At 72.2% G+C, this 16,300-nt stretch carries 15 protein-coding genes; 9 read left to right on the top strand and 6 right to left on the bottom strand.

What is annotated here, in order from left to right:
• Positions 1 to 237 precede the first annotated feature (237 nt).
• Genes ACQEV1_RS33425 through ACQEV1_RS33410 form a run of 4 tightly spaced genes read right to left on the bottom strand, consistent with a single transcriptional unit; the run spans position 238 to position 4,868 of the window.
• The gene (locus ACQEV1_RS33425) at positions 238 to 1,110 is read right to left on the bottom strand and encodes a fumarylacetoacetate hydrolase family protein (protein WP_433398999.1); all 873 of its coding nucleotides are present in this window, start codon (positions 1,108 to 1,110) and stop codon (positions 238 to 240) included.
• Entirely contained in the window at positions 1,107 to 2,201 is a 1,095-nt protein-coding gene (locus tag ACQEV1_RS33420) for a cupin domain-containing protein (RefSeq protein WP_433398996.1), read from the bottom strand. Before ACQEV1_RS33420 ends, ACQEV1_RS33425 begins: the two co-directional genes overlap by 4 nt.
• A gap of 17 nt (positions 2,202 to 2,218) precedes the next feature.
• The gene (locus tag ACQEV1_RS33415; RefSeq protein ID WP_433398994.1) at positions 2,219 to 3,589 is read right to left on the bottom strand and encodes an MFS transporter; all 1,371 of its coding nucleotides are present in this window, start codon (positions 3,587 to 3,589) and stop codon (positions 2,219 to 2,221) included.
• A gap of 28 nt (positions 3,590 to 3,617) precedes the next feature.
• Positions 3,618 to 4,868 (bottom strand): FAD-dependent oxidoreductase, encoded by a 1,251-nt coding sequence (locus ACQEV1_RS33410; protein ID WP_285630206.1) that lies wholly within the window; start codon positions 4,866 to 4,868, stop codon positions 3,618 to 3,620.
• 58 nt (positions 4,869 to 4,926) lie between these two features.
• Here ACQEV1_RS33410 and ACQEV1_RS33405 point away from each other — a divergent pair, with 58 nt between their 5' ends.
• Together ACQEV1_RS33405 and ACQEV1_RS33400 are read left to right on the top strand one after the other, a co-directional pair.
• Positions 4,927 to 5,682 carry an IclR family transcriptional regulator gene (locus ACQEV1_RS33405; RefSeq protein ID WP_433398990.1) on the top strand — a complete coding sequence of 252 codons (756 nt, stop codon included), beginning with the start codon at positions 4,927 to 4,929 and terminating at the stop codon, positions 5,680 to 5,682.
• Positions 5,683 to 5,823: 141 nt separating this feature from the next.
• Positions 5,824 to 6,558 carry a class I SAM-dependent methyltransferase gene (locus tag ACQEV1_RS33400; protein WP_433398987.1) on the top strand — a complete coding sequence of 245 codons (735 nt, stop codon included), beginning with the start codon at positions 5,824 to 5,826 and terminating at the stop codon, positions 6,556 to 6,558.
• A 40-nt stretch (positions 6,559 to 6,598) separates the two neighbouring features.
• Here ACQEV1_RS33400 and ACQEV1_RS33395 read toward each other — a convergent pair whose 3' ends face one another.
• Both ACQEV1_RS33395 and ACQEV1_RS33390 read right to left on the bottom strand, forming a co-directional pair.
• Positions 6,599 to 7,423 (bottom strand): SAM-dependent methyltransferase, encoded by an 825-nt coding sequence (locus ACQEV1_RS33395; protein WP_285630215.1) that lies wholly within the window; start codon positions 7,421 to 7,423, stop codon positions 6,599 to 6,601.
• Positions 7,420 to 8,238 carry a DeoR/GlpR family DNA-binding transcription regulator gene (locus ACQEV1_RS33390; protein ID WP_285630217.1) on the bottom strand — a complete coding sequence of 273 codons (819 nt, stop codon included), beginning with the start codon at positions 8,236 to 8,238 and terminating at the stop codon, positions 7,420 to 7,422. Before ACQEV1_RS33390 ends, ACQEV1_RS33395 begins: the two co-directional genes overlap by 4 nt.
• A 273-nt stretch (positions 8,239 to 8,511) precedes the next feature.
• Here ACQEV1_RS33390 and ACQEV1_RS33385 point away from each other — a divergent pair, with 273 nt between their 5' ends.
• The 7 genes from ACQEV1_RS33385 to ACQEV1_RS33355 are packed head-to-tail and all read left to right on the top strand — an operon-like array spanning position 8,512 to position 16,291.
• Positions 8,512 to 9,588, top strand: a complete 1,077-nt coding sequence (locus ACQEV1_RS33385; protein WP_285572688.1) for a substrate-binding domain-containing protein — start codon at positions 8,512 to 8,514, stop codon at positions 9,586 to 9,588.
• A 32-nt stretch (positions 9,589 to 9,620) separates the two neighbouring features.
• The gene (locus ACQEV1_RS33380) at positions 9,621 to 10,436 is read left to right on the top strand and encodes an ATP-binding cassette domain-containing protein (RefSeq protein WP_433398982.1); all 816 of its coding nucleotides are present in this window, start codon (positions 9,621 to 9,623) and stop codon (positions 10,434 to 10,436) included.
• Positions 10,429 to 11,664 (top strand): sugar ABC transporter permease, encoded by a 1,236-nt coding sequence (locus ACQEV1_RS33375; protein ID WP_285630221.1) that lies wholly within the window; start codon positions 10,429 to 10,431, stop codon positions 11,662 to 11,664. The genes ACQEV1_RS33380 and ACQEV1_RS33375 overlap by 8 nt, the downstream gene beginning before the upstream one ends.
• A gap of 19 nt (positions 11,665 to 11,683) precedes the next feature.
• The gene (locus tag ACQEV1_RS33370) at positions 11,684 to 13,174 is read left to right on the top strand and encodes an FGGY-family carbohydrate kinase (RefSeq protein ID WP_285630223.1); all 1,491 of its coding nucleotides are present in this window, start codon (positions 11,684 to 11,686) and stop codon (positions 13,172 to 13,174) included.
• Positions 13,171 to 14,649, top strand: coding sequence for an FGGY-family carbohydrate kinase (locus ACQEV1_RS33365; protein ID WP_433398977.1), 1,479 nt, complete (start codon positions 13,171 to 13,173; stop codon positions 14,647 to 14,649). The genes ACQEV1_RS33370 and ACQEV1_RS33365 overlap by 4 nt, the downstream gene beginning before the upstream one ends.
• On the top strand, positions 14,646 to 15,287 hold the full coding sequence (locus ACQEV1_RS33360) for a histidine phosphatase family protein (RefSeq protein WP_285572680.1): 642 nt from the start codon (positions 14,646 to 14,648) through the stop codon (positions 15,285 to 15,287). Before ACQEV1_RS33365 ends, ACQEV1_RS33360 begins: the two co-directional genes overlap by 4 nt.
• A complete protein-coding gene (locus ACQEV1_RS33355) occupies positions 15,284 to 16,291 on the top strand; it encodes a 2-hydroxyacid dehydrogenase (RefSeq protein ID WP_285572671.1) in 1,008 nt (335 codons plus the stop codon). The genes ACQEV1_RS33360 and ACQEV1_RS33355 overlap by 4 nt, the downstream gene beginning before the upstream one ends.
• Positions 16,292 to 16,300: the final 9 nt, after the last annotated feature.

Genomic DNA, 16,300 nt, shown 5'->3' with positions numbered 1-16,300 from the left:
CGCTTCGATGGTGGTGTGCCACGATACCGGCCGTAATTGCCGAGCGACAACGGACCGCCCCGTATGCGCCACACGGCTCATCGGCGCCACCGAAGGACCTCACGGGCGCCGTGCGTCTGCGGCCGTGTCCTTCGGCGGGCGGAGGTCACCGCTGTCCTGGCGGACCTCCGTGGCCGGCAGGCCCTCGGCCGCCTCGTGGCGCGTGGCCCCGATCCGGGCCGGGGCCACGCGCCGGAGTCACGACCGCACCGTCAACCGCATCGCGCCGATGCCACTGATCGATGTGTCGATGAGGTCGCCCGGCCGGATCGGGCCGACGCCAGGAGGCGCCCCGGTGAAGATGAGGTCGCCGGGCACCAGCGTCATGACCCGGGAGGCGTAGGACACGATCGCCGGTACCGGGGTCAGCAACTCCTTCGTCGTCACGTGCTGGCGGTGGTCGTCGCCGTTCACGACGAGGTCGATCTGGAAGGCGGTCGGGTCGGTGGCCTCGTCAGCGGTGGTGATCCACGGGCCGACCGGGCTGAAGGTGTCATAGCTCTTGCGACGCGAGCGGTCGCCCGTGCTGCGGACGGTCATGTCGAGCCCGAGCGTGTAGCCGAACACGTGGGCGAGGGCGTCCTCCTCCGGAATGTCCTTGCCGCCGCGGGCGACGACGATGACCAGCTCGGACTCGTGGTGGATCTCGTGACCGGCGGCGACCTCCGCGGCGGGCAGGACGATGGCGTCGCGAGGCCCGCTGATCGACGACGGCGCCTTCAGGAAGACGTCGAAGTTCATCATCCACGACTCGACCTTGCCGAGCGTCCGCTCCTGGACCCCGTGCATCTCCTCCACGTGCGCCGCGTAATTGCTCGCGCACGCCACGATCTTCGACGGGTTGAGCGCGGGCGCCAGCAGCCGTACCTCCGCCACGGGCACGGCCGATCCCGCCGCGGCGGCCTCCTCCAGCGCCGGTCGTACGGCGGGGAAGTCCCGGCACAGCCGGCGCCACCACCCGGCCGTCAGCGGGTCGGTTTCGTGCGGCCACGGCAGGGCGCCGGTCACGTCGGTGACCGTCTCACCGGTGACGACGCCGAGCCGGTGGTCGTCGAACAGGGCGAGCTTCACAGGACTCCTTGCTGGGGGACGAAGGTGGACGTGACGGCCTGCGCCGCGGCGAGCGTCTCCTCGCGGTAGATGCCGAGCGCGCGCAGGACCGGGGCGTCACTGATACCGAAGAGGTCGGCGTTCTCGGCGGCGTGGTGCTCCACGGCCGACCACGACGGCACGACGAACATGTCGCCCGGTTCCCAGTCGAACCGTTGTTCGTCGATCACGCTGTGCCCGACGCCGCGGTGCACCACGAAGATCTGGTTGCCGGACCGCCGGCACGGCGTCGTCGAACGGCCGGCGATCAACCGACGCACGCCGCAGGCGAGCGTGGGCAGCACGCTCGCGCCCGACCGCGGGTTGGCGAACTCCACCGCGACCGTGGGGGCGTCGGGGCGTTCGGCCGCACGCCGGTCCAGTTCGGCGGCAGTGTCGTTCCAGCGGTAGATGAGCAGCGGCGAGGGCTTCGGATCGAGCGCGCCGGTGACCTGTTCGTCGGCGAACCGCCCGGACGAGGCGCCGTAGGCCGCGACAGACCGGTTGCGCTCCCCGTCGACCGGCTGGCTGGTGGCCGGGTGCGGCTCGAAGAAGATGCCGTCCAGCGCTTCGATCATCGGCAGGTCGAGCCCGTCGAACCACAGCATCGAACCGTCAGTGGTGCTGGAGTGGTCGTGCCAGGCCCAGGCCGGGGTGAGCACGAGGTCGCCGGGCCGCATGTCGCAGGCGTCGCCGTTGACCGTGGTGAACACGCCCTCGCCTTCGAGCACGAACCGGATCGCCCCAGGGGTGTGCCGGTGCGCCGGTGCGGTCTCGCGTCCACCGAGGCACTGCACCGCTCCCCACAGCGTGCCCGCGGCGTACGGGCGTCCGCCCAGCCCGGGGTTGCGCAGGCTGAGCACCCGGCGTTCGCCGCCGCGCTCGACCGGGATGAGGCCGATGGCACGTTCGGCCAGTGGCCGGTAGGTGCGCGCCGACCACAGCCACGGCACGGCCTTCGGCCGTGGCGTCGGCGTGAGCAACTCGCCGGTCACGGTCCACAGGGGGGCGAGACCGACCGCGTCGACGTCCCGGTAGAACGCCTCCAGCGCCTGGTCGATGTTCACGGTCACGAGGATTTACCTCCCTCTCAGGTGAGCGAGTCGGCGGCCACCGGCGCGGCCACCATTCCCGGGCGGCGGCCCAGGCCGAGCGCGACCAGCGCGCCGAGCGCGGCGGCCACGGCGACGGCGACGAACAGCACCGTGTTGTCGTCGTGGAACCAGCCGAGCAGCCACCCGCCGGCGTACGGGCCGAGGATCGCCCCGACCCGTCCGACGCCGAACATCGCGCCGGTCCCGGTGCCGCGCACATGCGTCGGGTACGACTGGGCCGCCAAGCCGTTCAGCACGAACTGGCCGCCGACGATGCCGAACCCGGCGACCGCCACGAGCACGACGTCCACCACCGTGCCGTCGACGGCCGCGATCAGCGCGACCGCGACGGTGCTCACCGCGAGCAGGTAGACGAGCCCGCGTCGCATGCTGGTCCACCCGCGGTCGTCCAGCAGCGCGACGAACAGGCCGCCGACGACGCCACCGATCTGCAGCAGCGCGCCGAAGGAGAACGAGGTGCCGAAACCGTTGCCGCGCGCCTCCATGAGCGTCGGCATCCAGCCGGACAGCCCGTAGATGTCGAACAGCACGAGGAAGGCGCAGGCCCACAGCGCGATGGTCGTCCGCCGGTACCGGTCCGACAGCAGGATCGCGACGATCTCCACGGTACGGGCACGGTCGCGAGGCCGCCCGAACACGGCTCCGGCGTACGCTCCGGCCCGGTCGGGGCGTACGCGGCCGAGGACCTCGGCGGCGTCCTCGTGCCGGCCGCGCATCACCAGGAACTGCACCGACTCCGGCAGGGTGAACCACAGGACAATCGCGATCGGTACGGACAGGCCGCCGAGCCAGTAGAGGATCTGCCAGCCGTGGCCGGGGGTGAGCCAGATCCCGGCAGCCGAGGCGAGCACGCCGCCGAAGGCGTATCCGGAGATGCCGAGCGTGCCCATCCGGTTGCCGCTGGCGGCCGGGGTGAACTCGTTGATGTAGGCGGTGCCCAGCGGCATGATCACGCCGAGGCTCAGCCCGGTGACGCCGCGGAGCGCCACGAACGTCGTGAACGAGCCGGCCAGTGCGGCGGTCAGCACGCTGAACACCCCTGCGAACAGCAGTGCGGACAGCAGCACCGGCCGCCGGCCGTACCGGTCGGCGACCGGCCCGTGGGCGAGGGCGCCGACCGCGAAGCCGATCAGTCCGGAGGAGACGAGGAACCCGGCCTCGCTGTGACTCAGGCCCCACGGCTTGACCACGTAGTGGATGACGTACGACGGGTTGAGCGTGTCGTAACCGTCGAAGACGGTCGCTGCGATGATCGAGGCGATGAGCGTCCAGTGGAACGGCGTCAGTGACGCGGACCGGAGTTCTTCGCGGGCGTCCAGCGGCGGGCCGGACTCGATGGCGGCCATGGGAGCCTCCTGGGCCGAGGGGTGAGGGTCAGGACAGGGAAGGTTCGGCCAGTCGGTCACGGAGTTCGGCGGCGGGTACGCCGATGCCGAACCTGCGCACGCTCTCCAGCAGCGAGACGCGCCGCAGCCATACACGGGCGCGGCCGGGATCGGCGGCGATGGCGCGCAGTTCGGCCTGGTTGCGGCGGCGGAGCGTCTCGTCGCGCTCGCGCATGCGCTGCGTGTTGCGCTCGGTGTCGGCCTGCACGTACTCCAGCGCGATGCGGCGGCGACACTCGGCGAAGGCGTCGAACTCCTCCTCGCCCGCCTCGCCCCGGCGGACCCGTACCATCCGGCGCGTCAGGTCCATGGCGTCGTGGATGCCGCTGTTGAGCCCCACACCTCCCATCGGGCTGTTGATATGCGCCGCATCGCCGATGAGGAAGGCGCGACCGCGCCGGAAGACGCTCGCGACCCGCTGGTGCACGCTGTAGATCTGGTGGTCGACGATCGGGTAGCCCTCCGGGCGTGGCGCGACGCCCCGCAGGCGCGCCTGCATCACGTCCGGCCGGGTCGCCTCCTCGGCCGGCACCCGCGCCGGCACCGGCCACAACACCCGCCACGACTCCGGGGTGCGCAGGATGAACAGCCACTCGTCCGGGTCGGCGATGTAGTTGACCTCAGCGATGCCGGGGAGCTGTTCGCGCATGTCCACCGGGGTGCTGACGATCAGGAAGCGCTCGGTGTAGGTGTGGCCCTCGAACGGGATGGCCAGGGACCGCCGGACCGTGCTGCGCGGGCCATCGGCACCGATGAGGTAGGCGGCGCGCAGTGTCCGCGGCCCTTGCGGGGTCTCGATGGTCACGGTCACGGCGTCGCCGTCCTGCTCCGCGCCGATGAACCGCGACCCGAACAGCAGGTCGGCGTCCGGCTCCCGGTGCAGCCGCTCGTACAGGAAGCGCACGAGGTGCTGCTGGTTGAGCTGGAGCCGGTACGGATAGCGGGTCTCGTCGGCGAGGAGCCCGAGGTCGAACTCGGCGACGAGACCCTCGGCGCGGTCACGGAACTGGTACCTGGGCACCACCAGGCCCTCGTCGTGCATCCGCCCGGTGATGTCGATCTCCTCCAGCAGCTCGAGCGTCGCCGCGTGGAAGGTGGAGGCGCGCCAGTCCGGGCTCGGCCGCGGGGCGGTCTCGACGACGACCACGGGCACGTCCTGCCGTACAAGTGAGGCGGCGGCGGTCATCCCGACCGGGCCCGCTCCGATGACGACCACCGGGAGATCGGTTCTGTTCGGCATGTCCGGGACACTACGAAATCGTTCTTCCTATGGGAATAGTTCTCTATATAGTTCCGCTATGTCGAATTCTTCGGTGGACAACGCACTCCGGCTGCTGCAACTGGTGGGGGAGCGGAAGGTGATTCGCGTCGCCGAGGCGGCCGAGACCCTGGGCACCGCACGCTCGACCGCGCACCGGCTGCTCGCCGCGCTGCTTCGGCACGGGTTCGTGGTCCAGGACAAGCCGAACGGCGTCTACCGTCCCGGGCCGGCGCTGACCGAGATCGGTGCCGCCGCCATCGGCGGTATCGACATCCGCCGTGTCGCCCGCCCCGTCCTGGAGGACCTGCGCGAACGCACCCAGGAGACGATCAGCCTCAGCACGCTGGAGGGCCGCGACGTCCGGTTCATCGACTGCGTGGAGAGCCCGCGCGCGGTCCGTGTCGGCAGCCGTACAGGTGTGGTGTTGCCGGCCAACTGCACGGCGGGCGGCAAGTCGCTCCTGGCGGCGATGCCACCCGCCGATCTGAGTCGCCGTTACGCCGGTCACGACCTGCCCGCGCGCACGTCTTCCTCGGTCGCGGACTGGGAGGACCTGCTGGCAGAGCTGGCCGAGATCCGGCGTACCGGCTACGCGCTCAACGTTGAGGAAGGCGAGAGCGGCATCTGCGCGGTGGGCGCCGCGATGCGCGACCTGACCGGAGCCCCGGTCGCCGCCATCGCCGCCGTCATCCCTTCGAGCCGGATGCCGACCGTCGAGGCCGGCCGTGCCCTCGCCCCCCTCGTGACCGAGGCGGCGCGCGCCGTGGAGGACCTGCTCCATGCCGCGGTGTGAGTCCGTCTCCACGTGCCGTCGGTGCACGGTGTGGCCGGGTGCGAAGCCGGTTCGGCGAAGTACTCCCCTGGACAGGCCGCCGGTTGACGACTTTCCTGATCTCGGCGGGACACGGGCCGAGGCAGAGGGGAAGGCGATCGGGTGGACGCGGGTACGGAGCTGACGCGTGAACGGTGGGAGGCCAACGCCGCGTACTGGGTGAAGATCATCCGGGAGGGGCGGGACCGCTACCGGACGGAGCTCACCGACGACGCCCTGCTCGGCGCGGTCGGGGAGTGCGCCGGGCTGCGGGTCCTCGACGCCGGGTGCGGCGAGGGGTATCTCACCCGCCGGCTCGCGGGACTCGGCGCGCACGTCGCCGGGATGGACGTCTGCCGGGGGCTGGTGGAGGCGGCGGCCGGGCTCGGCGGCGCGTACGCGTCCGCGAGCGTCGACGCCCTGCCCCTCCGCGACGGCACCCTTGACCTGGTGGTCTGCAACCACCTGTTCAGCCACCTGCCCGACCCGTCGGGCGCGATCGGTGAGTTCGGTCGGGTGCTGCGGAGCGGCGGGCGGCTGGTCGTCCTCACGCTGCACCCGTGCTTCTACAACGAGGCCTCCGAGCGCGGCGCCGCCGACAGCGTGCCGGCGTCGCGGTACTTCGCCGCGCGTGGCATCGACCAGCACTTCGTGGTGGACGGGCTGGAGTCGCCCTCGGTCATCACGTCATGGCTGCGGCCGCTGGAGTACTACTCCGCGACGTTGCGCGACGCCGGGTTCGTCATCACCGACATCCGCGAGCCCCGCCCGGACGAGGAGCAGGTGCGCGCCGACCCGTGGTGGCACGAGGGCTTCCCGACCGCCCTGTTCATCCTGCTGACCGCCGAACGGCGGTGAGCGCCGCCTCCGGAGCGCGGCGGGGTTTTTGAGACGGGCCCTACGGCTTGCGGCCGACGCCGCCGGCCATCCAGATGCCCTTCGGCGGCGCGGTGTCCACCGGTCCGTCGGGACGCCAGTCGCGGAGCGGCACCAGGCCCGGCTCGGCGAGTTCCAGGCCGTCGAAGAAGGGACGCACCTCGTCGAGCGTACGGGCGGCGTTGGCGCCGGGCCGGTCCAACAGGGCCCGGTAGACGTCCTCGACCGGGGTGACGGCGTCGGGGCGGTTGTCGAACACGGCGTGGGACAGGACGAGGTGGCTGCCGCCCGGCAGCAGGTCGCGCAGGAGGGCGACGCTCTTGAACGGCTCGTCCGAGTGCGGGATGAACTGCAGCGCGCCGAGGATGACGACCGCGACCGGCCGGCCGAAGTCGATCAGCCCGTCGTCCCGGCAGCGTTCGACCATCTCCCGTGGACGCAGGATGTCGCCCTCGACCACCGAACTCGACGCGCTGTCGACCAGGATGGCGCGGGCGTGGGACAGGACGACGGGATCGCTGTCGACGTAGACCGTCACGCTGCCGGGGCCGTGGGACCGGGCGACCTCGTGGGTGTTGTTCCGCGTCGGCAACCCGGCGCTGACGTCGATGAACTGCCGGATGCCGCGCTCGCGGAGATGCCGTATGGCGCGGCCGAGGAACCGCCGATTCTCCACGACCATGCTCTTGATCTCCGGAGCGATGGCGAGGAGCCGGTCGGCGGCGTCCCGGTCGGCGGCGAAGTTGTCCTTGCCGCCGAGGAAGTAGTCGTTCATGCGCGCGATGTTGGCGACACTCGTGTCGAAGCCGCCGGGAGCCCGGTGGCGCGGGGAGCGGCCGGACGTCATGGCAGCGGCGCGTCCGAGCCGGCGACGTGGAGCGGGACGCCGCGCGTGCGCAGCGCCGCGAGCTCTTCCTCCGGCGTGCCGGAGTCGACGATGACCAGGTCGAAGGCGGTCAGCGGCGCGAGCTGGTGCAGGCCGTTCTTGGCGAACTTGCTGTGGTCCACCAGCAGTACCCGCCGGTCGGCCGAGTCCATCAGCGCGAGCTTGACGGCGACGGTCTCCTGCGACTGGTGGTAGCAGTGGCCGTTGGTGATCGCGGTCGTGGACATGAACAGCACGTCCGCGTGGAGGGACCGGATGGCGTCGCAGGTGCGCAGCCCGAGGAAGGCGTCGTACGCCGGGTAGTACGCGCCGCCGAGCGCGATCAGGTCGATGTCGGGCTTGCCGGCCAGCAGGTTGACCGCGGCCAGGAAGTTCGTGATCACGGTGAGCGGGCCGCGCGAGGGCAGGAGCTCGGCGACGGACAGCCCGGTGGTGCTCTCGTCGATCATGATCGAGTCGCCGGGGGAGACCAGTCCGGCCGCCGCGTCGGCGAGTTGCCGCTTGGCCTCGGCCATCGCCTGGAGCCGGTGCCGTACGTCGCCGTGGTACATGGCCGACGGCTGCGCGGTGGCGCCGCCGCGGATCTTGCGCAACCAGCCCTTGCTCTGCAGCACGTCGAGGTCGCGGTGGATGGTCATCACGCTGACGTCGTACGCCTCGGCGAGCGCCTTGATCTGCACGAACCCCTCGTCCGCCACGCGCTGGCGGATCTTCTCGCGGCGTTCACGCGAGGCCGCGCCGTCGCTGACGGCGGGTGCCGTCGCGTCCTCTGTCACCTGGGCTCCTTCCCCCCGTGTACGCCGCAGTGTGATGTTGGCGTGGAAAGTAACATACACCCCGCTTCGCCGTCACAGGGGGGATACGGCGTGCTGGCGACCTGCCGCGGCGACCCGGACCTCGTACTTCTTAACAGCTGTTAACAGTAATCGATGTTAAGTACGCCGAGAATCTTGACATTCTTCGCACCAGAGGTGTTGTGTTCATCACGTCAACCAGGCGGTGACCCGATGGCCGCCGTGCCTCCTCGTCCCCCTTCGCCGGAGGAGAACGTGAAGAAGCTCCTGCCCAGAACGGCCGCCGCGGCCGCGGCCGCCCTGCTCGCGCTCACCGCGGCGGCGGCCTGCTCGTCGAACGGATCCGGCGGGTCCGGTGGTGGTGGCAAGGACGCGAAGATCGCGTTCTTGATGCCGGACATCGCGTCGACCCGCTACGAGCTGTACGACGCGCCGCTGTTCAAGGCCAAGATGAAGCAGCTGTGCCCCGGCTGCACCGTGCTGTACCAGAACGCCGGCGCCGACGCCGCGAAGCAGCAGCAGCAGGCCAACTCCGTGCTGGCCCAGGGGGTCAAGGCCATCGTCATCGACCCGGTCGACTCGGCGGCGGCCGCCACGATCGTGCGGAACGCGCAGTCCCAGGGCGTCAAGGTCATCGCCTACGACCGGCCGATCCCCGCGACCAAGGCCGACTACTACGTCTCCTTCGACAACCAGAAGATCGGCGCGCTGATCGCCCAGTCGCTGGTCGACCATCTCAAGGAGAAGAAGGCCAAGGGCGGGATCCTGGAGGTCAACGGCTCGCCGACCGACGCCGCCGCCGGGCTGATCAAGAAGGGCATCCACAGCGCCGTCGACACCAGCGGGATCAAGCTGCTCGCCGAGTACGACACGCCGAACTGGGACCCCGCCAAGGCGCAGGACTGGGTGAGCGGCCAGATCAGCAAGTTCGGCGGCCAGATCGCCGGCGTGGTCGCGGCCAACGACGGCACCGGCGGCGGCGCGATCGCCGCCTTCAAGGCCGCGGGCGCGGACGTGCCGCCGGTGACCGGGAACGACGCCGAGCTCGCCGCGGCACAGCGGATCATCGCCGGCGACCAGTACAACACGATCTCCAAGCCGATCAAGATCGTCGCTGAGGCCGCCGCCACCGTGACGTACCAGTTCGTCCAGGGCAAGCCGCCCGCGGCGCAGACCACCCTGTTCAACACGCCGTCGCAGCTGTTCACGCCGACCGTGGTCACCCAGGACAACATCGCCAAGGTCCTGCTCGGGCCGGGCGGCGCGCTCAAGCCCTCCGCCGTCTGCACCCAGACGTACGCGGCGGCCTGCGCCAAGCTCGGCATCAAGTAGGCGGGACGAGTAGGAGTCCAGTAGGAAACGTCATGTCCACATCGCCCTCCGACGCGGGCACGCTGCTGTCCCTGCGAGGTATCACCAAGACCTTCGGCGCCGTCGCCGCGCTCACCGACGTCGACCTCGACGTGGCGGCCGGCGAGGTCGTCGCCGTCGTCGGTGACAACGGCGCCGGGAAGTCCACCCTGGTGAAGGTGCTGTCGGGCGTCCACGCGCCGGACGCGGGCACCATCACCTTCGAGGACCGCGCGGTGACGATCCCGAGTCCGGCCGCGGCCCAGTCGCTCGGGATCGCCACCGTGTTCCAGGACCTCGCGCTCTGCGAGAACCTCAACGTGATCGAGAACCTGTTCCTCGGCCGCGAGCTGCGGGCGCTGCGGCTCAACGACGTGGCGATGGAGGTGCGCTCCCGCGAGCTGCTCGACCAGCTCTCGGCGAAGATCCCGACGGTGCGCTTCCCGGTCGCCGCGCTGTCGGGCGGCCAGCGGCAGACCGTCGCGATCGCCCGTTCCCTGCTCGGCGATCCGAAGATCGTCATCCTCGACGAGCCGACCGCCGCGCTGGGCGTCGCGCAGACCGCCGAGGTGCTCAACCTGATCGACCGGCTGCGCGAGCGCGGCCACGGAGTGATCATGATCAGCCACAACATGGCCGACGTGCTCGCGGTCGCCGACAAGGTGGCCGTGCTGCGCCTGGGCCGCAACAACGGCGTCTTCGACGCGCTGGAGACCACCTCCGAGGAGATCGTCACGGCGATCACGGGCGCCACCGACAACGCCGTGACCCGGCGCGCCCGGCGTGGGCGCCGCGCCACCGAAGCGGTGAAGGAGGCCGACGATGAGTGACCTCGGCACGGCGCCCGCGCCGACGCGGGGCGAGACGACCGTGGAGGAGTACGGCGGCGGGCTGCGCGCGCTGACGAGCCGGTTCCGCGGTGGCGACCTCGGCGTGCTGCCGGTCGTCGTCGGCCTGGTGGTGATCTGGACGGTGATGCAGATCCTCAACCCGGTCTTCCTGTCCAGCACCAACCTGGTCAACCTCACGCTGGAGTGCGTGCCGGTCGGCGTCATCGCGCTGGGCGTCGGGTTCATGCTGCTCGTCGGGCAGATCGACCTGTCGATCGGCTCGCTCAGCGGGATGGCCGCGGCGGTCACCGCGATCCTGTTCGTCGGCCACGGGTGGTCGCCATGGCTGGCCGTGCCGGCCGCGGTGGTGATCTCCGGGGCGGTCGGCTGGCTGTACGCACAGGTGTTCAACCGGCTCGGCGTGCCCAGCTTCGTCATCACGCTCGCCGGCCTGCTCGGCTTCCTCGGCATCCAGCTGTGGGTGCTCGGCGCCGCGGGCTCGATCAACCTGCCGTTCGACTCCGGACTGGTCGCCTTCGCCCAGCTCGACTTCGTGCCGCAGTGGCTGTCGTACACGCTGATCGTGGTCGCGGCGGCCGGGCTGTTCGCCAGCGGCTACCTGCGGGCGCGCGAGCGCCGCCGGGCCGGGCTCGCCGCGGCGTCGATCCAGGGCCTGCTGCTGCGCAGCGTCGTGCTGCTCGCCGGGGCCGGCGTGGCCGTCTGGTACCTGGGCCGCACCCGCGGCGTCGGCTGGATGTTCGTGCTGTTCCTCGCCCTGGTCCTGGTGACGCACTACGTGCTGACGCGCACGAAGTACGGCAAGTCGATCTACGCGGTGGGCGGCAACGTCGAGGCGGCCCGCCGGGCGGGCATCAACGTCAAGGCCGTCTACACCTCGGCGTTCGTGCTGTGCACGACGCTCGCCGCGATCGGCGGCGTCCTGGCCGCGGCTCGTCTCGCCGCGTCGAACCAGAGCAGCGGCGGCGGTGACGTCAACCTCAACGCGATCGCCGCCGTGGTGATCGGCGGTACCAGCCTGTTCGGCGGGCGGGGCAGCGCGTTCGCCGCGCTGTTCGGCATCGTCGTCATCCAGTCGATCTCCAGCGGGCTCACCCTGCTGAACCTCGACTCCTCCTACCGCTACATGGTCACCGGGGCGGTGCTGCTGCTCGCGGTGGCGCTCGACGCGGTGGCCCGCCGATCCCGCGCGTCTCACGGCCGCGCCTGACGAGAGGAGAAGGACACTCATGGCCGTCGTCTGCGTCGACGCGGGCACCACGATGATCAAGGCGGTGGGGTACGGCGAGGACGGCGCCGAGCTCGCGGTCGAACGCCAGGCCACCACGGTGCGCCACCCCGCGCCCGGCCACGCCGAGCAGGACCTGACCGAGGTCTGGCAGGCGGTCGTCCGCGGGGTGCGACAGGTGGCCGAGCGCCTGGACGCGCCGGTCACCCACCTGGCGCTGACCGCGCAGGGCGACGGCAGTTGGCTCGTCGACGCCGCCGGGGAACCCACCGGGCCCGCCATCCTGTGGAACGACGGGCGGGCCGGCACGTTCGTCGAGCGGTGGTCCCGCGACGGCGTGTTGGAGCGTGCCTTCCGCAGCAACGGGTCGCTGACCTTCGCCGGCCTGCCCAACGCGATCCTGAGCTGGCTGCGCGAGCACGACCCCGACCGGCTGGAGCGCTCGGCCGCCTCGCTGACCTGCGGCGGCTGGATCTTCGCGCGGCTCACCGGCGAGCTGGTCGCCGACGAGTCCGACGGCTCGGCACCGTTCATGGACATCCGCGCGCGCCGCTACTCCGACGACCTGCTCCGCCTGTACGACATGGAGTGGGCACGGCCACTGCTTCCCGAGCTGCGCGGCGACGACCGGCGCGCCGCACCGCTGACCGCCTCCGCCGCGGCCGAGCTCGGCCTGCCCGAGGGCATCCCCGTCGTGCTCGCACCGTACGACGTGGCCGCCACCGCGATCGGCGTCGGCGCGGTCGGTCCCGGCCAGGCGTGCACGATCCTCGGCACCACGCTCTGCACCGAGGTCATGATGGAGGAGCCGCAGCTCGACGGCACGCCGTCCGGCCTGACGGTGGCCCTCGGCGGGCGCTACCTGCGGGCGTTCCCGACGCTCGCCGGCGGCCAGGTGGTCGACTGGGCCTGCCGCATGCTCGGCCTGGGCGACGACCCGGCCGCGCTGTCGGACCTGGCCGCCCGGTCCGTACCGGGCGCCGACGGACTGGTCTTCCTGCCGTACCTGTCGCCGGCGGGGGAGCGGGCGCCGTTCCTCGACACGCGGGCACGCGGCTCGTTCCTCGGCCTGTGCGTCGACCACGACCGCGAGCACCTCGCCCGCGCGGTCCTCGAAGGACTGTGCCTGGTGATCCGCGACTGCCTGGCCGCCTCTGGGGCGCGGCCGGTCGAGCTGCGGGTCAGCGGCGGCGGCTCGGCCAGCCCGCACTGGCTGCGGATGCTCGCCGACGTCACCGGCGTGCCGGTGGTCCGCACCGCCGACGCCGAGGCCGGCGCACGCGGCGCGTTCCTCGTCGGAGCGGTGGCGACGGGCCGGGCGGCGAGCGAACAGGAGGCCGCCGAGACCTACATCCGGACCGGTGACACCTTCGCGCCCGACCCGGCGAACGTCGCGTACTACACCGACGCGTACGAGGCGTTCCTCACGGTGCGCGCCGCGACGGCGCGGTCCTGGCCGACGCTCGCGAACCTCCGCGACGGAGCGGCATGACGGGCGGCGAGGAGATCTGGCTCGGCATCGACCTGGGCACGCAGAGCGTGCGCGCGCTCGCGGTGACGGCCTCCGGCGCCGTCGTCGGGCGGGGCACGCACCCGCTGACCGGCCGTCGCGAGGGCCAACGACACGAACAGGACCCCGAGGAGTGGTGGCGGGCGACCGCCGCGGCCTGCCGGAGCGCGCTCGACGGCGTGCCGGCCGGCGCCGTCCGGGCGGTCGCGGTGGACGGCACCTCCGGGACGATCCTGCTCACCGACGGCGACGGCCGGCCCCTCACCCCGGGCCTGATGTACGACGACACGCGCGCGGCCGACGAGACCCGGCGCGTCAACGAGACGGGCGCCGCGGTCTGGGACGAGCTCGGCTACCGGCGTATGCAGCCCGCCTGGGCGCTGCCGAAGCTGCTGTGGCTCCTCGGCCGGCACGAGGGCCCGGTCCACCTGGCCCACCAGGCCGACTTCGTCAACCGGCGGCTCGCCGGGCACGCCGTGCCCGCCGACCTGAGCAACGCGCTGAAGACCGGCGCCCACCTGGTCGAGGAGGACTGGCCGGCGGACGTCCTCGACACGCTCGGCGTGCCCCGCGAGGTGCTCCCGCCGCTCGTACGCTCCGGCACCCCGATCGGCACGGTCTGCGCGTCCGCGGCCGAGGCCACCGGCATCCCGGCGGGCACGCCGATCGTCGCCGGCATGACCGACGGCTGCGCCGCGCAGCTCGGCGCCGGCCGGCTCACGCCCGGATCGTGGAACTCCGTGCTGGGCACGACACTCGTGCTCAAGGGCGTCACCCGCGAGCCGCTGCACGACCCGTACGGCGTGGTGTACTCCCACCGGGCGCCGGACGGCGCGTGGCTGCCCGGCGGCGCCTCCAGCACGGGAGCCGGCGCCATCTCCCGCGACTTCCCCGGACGCGATCTGGCGGAGCTGGACCGGCGGGCCGCGGACCACGAGCCCGCGCGGGCCCTGGCGTACCCGCTGGTCTCCCGCGGCGAGCGGTTCCCGTTCGCCGCGCCGGACGCGGAGGGCTTCCTGCTCGGCGGCACCGGCGACGAGGCCGACGACTACGCCGCGCTCCTGCAGGGCGTCGCCTACCTGGAGCGCCTGTGCTTCGACCACCTCGACCTGCTCGGCGCGCCGGTGGACGGCGACCTGACGTTCACCGGCGGCGCGGCGCGCAGCGCGTACTGGTGCCGGCTCCGCGCCCGGGTGCTCGGCCGGCCGGTGATCCTCCCGGCCGACCCGGAACCGGCGCTCGGCGCCGCCGTGCTGGCCGCGTCACCCGGCCGCCGCGTCGCCGAGGTGGCCGCCGCGATGGTCGCCGTACGCGAGACGATCGATCCGGGCCCGCGTGACGGCCGGTTCGACGAGGGATACCTGCGGTTCGTGACGGAACTGGAGCGGCGCGGGTGGCTTCCCGAGCCCACCGCCGAACACGCGCGCACACGCACCGATGAAGGGAACGAACGTTGACAGACCTCGTACTGGTCCGCCATGGGGAGACGGAGTGGCACGCGGAGAACCGCTACGCGGGTGTCAGCGACATCGCCCTCACCGCACGCGGACTCGAGCAGGCCCAGCAGCTCGCCGCCTGGGCCGCGACCGCGGGCCTCGCCGCCGTCTGGACCTCGACACTGACCCGCGCCCAGCTCACCGCGACCGCCTGCGCCGAGGCGATCGGCGTGCCGCTGAACGTGGACGAACGCCTCCGCGAGCTGGACTTCGGGCACGGCGAGGGCCTGACCTCCGCCGAGATGCACGAGCAGTTCCCCGAGGCGCTGCGGGCGTTCCGCGCCGACCCGGTCACCGACCACCTGCCCGGCGGGGAGGACCCCACCGACGCGGCCCGCCGGTTCACCGGCTGCCTGTACGACCTCGCCACGCGGTACCCGGACGACCGGGTCCTCGTCGTCGCGCACTCCACCGCGATCCGGCTCGCGCTGTGCGAGCTGATCGGGGTGCCCATGCGCGACTACCGCCGGACCTTCCCGTCGCTGCGCAACTGCGGGCTGACCGAGGTCCGGCTCACCGGCGGGCAGGGTGGCGGGGCCGCCCTCCTCGAGTACAACACGCCCATCGAACGCACCACCGCAGTCCAGGAGATCTCATGACCACCCGCGTGCTCGCGGCCGGAGACCACTTCGTCCTCAACCGCCTCCTCATCGACGCCGTACGCGAGCAGGTGCCGGAAGGGCTGGAGTTCACCGAGCTCACCCTCGACTGGCCGCTCGTGCCGTTCGGCCGGGTGGCCGAGGTGGACGAGGCGTCCGGCACCGAGGACCAGCTCATCGAGGCGCTCGACGGCGCCGAGATCTGCCTCACCCAGATGGCGCCGCTGACTCGTCGCGTCATCGAGGCGAGCCCGCGGCTGCGATTGATCGGCATCGGCCGCGGCGGGCCGGTCAACGCCAACCTGAAGGCCGCCGCCGAGCACGGCGTCGCCGTCTGCTGCGCGCCGGGCCGCAACGCGGGCGCCACCGCCGAGCACACCCTCGGCATGATCCTCGCCGCCGCGCGCCGCATCCCGCAGACCCACGCCGAGCTGACCGCCGGCCGGTGGCGCAGCGACTACTACCGCTACGACGAGGTCGGCATCGAACTGCGCGGCAGCACCATCGGCCTGGTCGGCGGCGGAGCGGTCGGCAACCGGGTCGCCGAGATGCTCGCCGCCCTCGGCGCGCACGTCCTCGTCCACGACCCGTACGTGACCGAGTCCGCGGTGGCCGAACTCGTCTCCCTCGACGAACTGCTGGCCCGCTCGCAGGTCATCACGCTGCATGCCCGCGTCACACCGGAGACCACCGGGATGATCGGCGCCCCGCAGATCGCCGCCATGCCGGCCGGCGGGATCATCGTCAACTGCGCCCGCGGCGCCCTGCTCGACTACGACGCCGTCTGCGACGCGATCGACGGCGGGCACCTGTTCGGCGCCGCGTTCGACGTGTTCCCCGAGGAGCCGATCCCGGCCGGGTCGCGGCTGCTGTCCACCCCGGGGGTGACGCTGACGCCGCACCTGGCCGGCGCCAGCCGGCAGACCGCCGCCAACGCGGCCGCCATCCTCGCCGAGGACGTCGCCCGCCACCTGCGGGGAGAGCCGCTGGCCCACCCGGCGTGACGGTCGCCA

It is taken from the genome of Actinoallomurus sp. CA-142502, from assembly GCF_050936355.1.
Lineage (GTDB): Bacteria > Actinomycetota > Actinomycetes > Streptosporangiales > Streptosporangiaceae > Actinoallomurus > Actinoallomurus iriomotensis.
The sequence above is the reverse complement of the archived record's forward strand: the minus strand, read 5'-3'. Positions and strand labels throughout refer to the sequence as shown.

Bases quoted from the DNA above. Each gene is read 5' to 3' on its own strand.
- ACQEV1_RS33415 (WP_433398994.1), bottom strand. From the start codon at position 3,589: ATGGCCGCCATCGAGTCCGGCCCGCCGCTGGACGCCCGCGAAGAACTC.
- ACQEV1_RS33395 (WP_285630215.1), bottom strand. From the start codon at position 7,423: ATGACGTCCGGCCGCTCCCCGCGCCACCGGGCTCCCGGCGGCTTCGAC.
- ACQEV1_RS33355 (WP_285572671.1), top strand. From the start codon at position 15,284: ATGACCACCCGCGTGCTCGCGGCCGGAGACCACTTCGTCCTCAACCGC.
- ACQEV1_RS33365 (WP_433398977.1), top strand. From the start codon at position 13,171: ATGACGGGCGGCGAGGAGATCTGGCTCGGCATCGACCTGGGCACGCAG.
- ACQEV1_RS33405 (WP_433398990.1), top strand. From the start codon at position 4,927: ATGTCGAATTCTTCGGTGGACAACGCACTCCGGCTGCTGCAACTGGTG.
- ACQEV1_RS33370 (WP_285630223.1), top strand. From the start codon at position 11,684: ATGGCCGTCGTCTGCGTCGACGCGGGCACCACGATGATCAAGGCGGTG.
- ACQEV1_RS33380 (WP_433398982.1), top strand. From the start codon at position 9,621: ATGTCCACATCGCCCTCCGACGCGGGCACGCTGCTGTCCCTGCGAGGT.
- ACQEV1_RS33375 (WP_285630221.1), top strand. From the start codon at position 10,429: ATGAGTGACCTCGGCACGGCGCCCGCGCCGACGCGGGGCGAGACGACC.
- ACQEV1_RS33410 (WP_285630206.1), bottom strand. From the start codon at position 4,868: ATGCCGAACAGAACCGATCTCCCGGTGGTCGTCATCGGAGCGGGCCCG.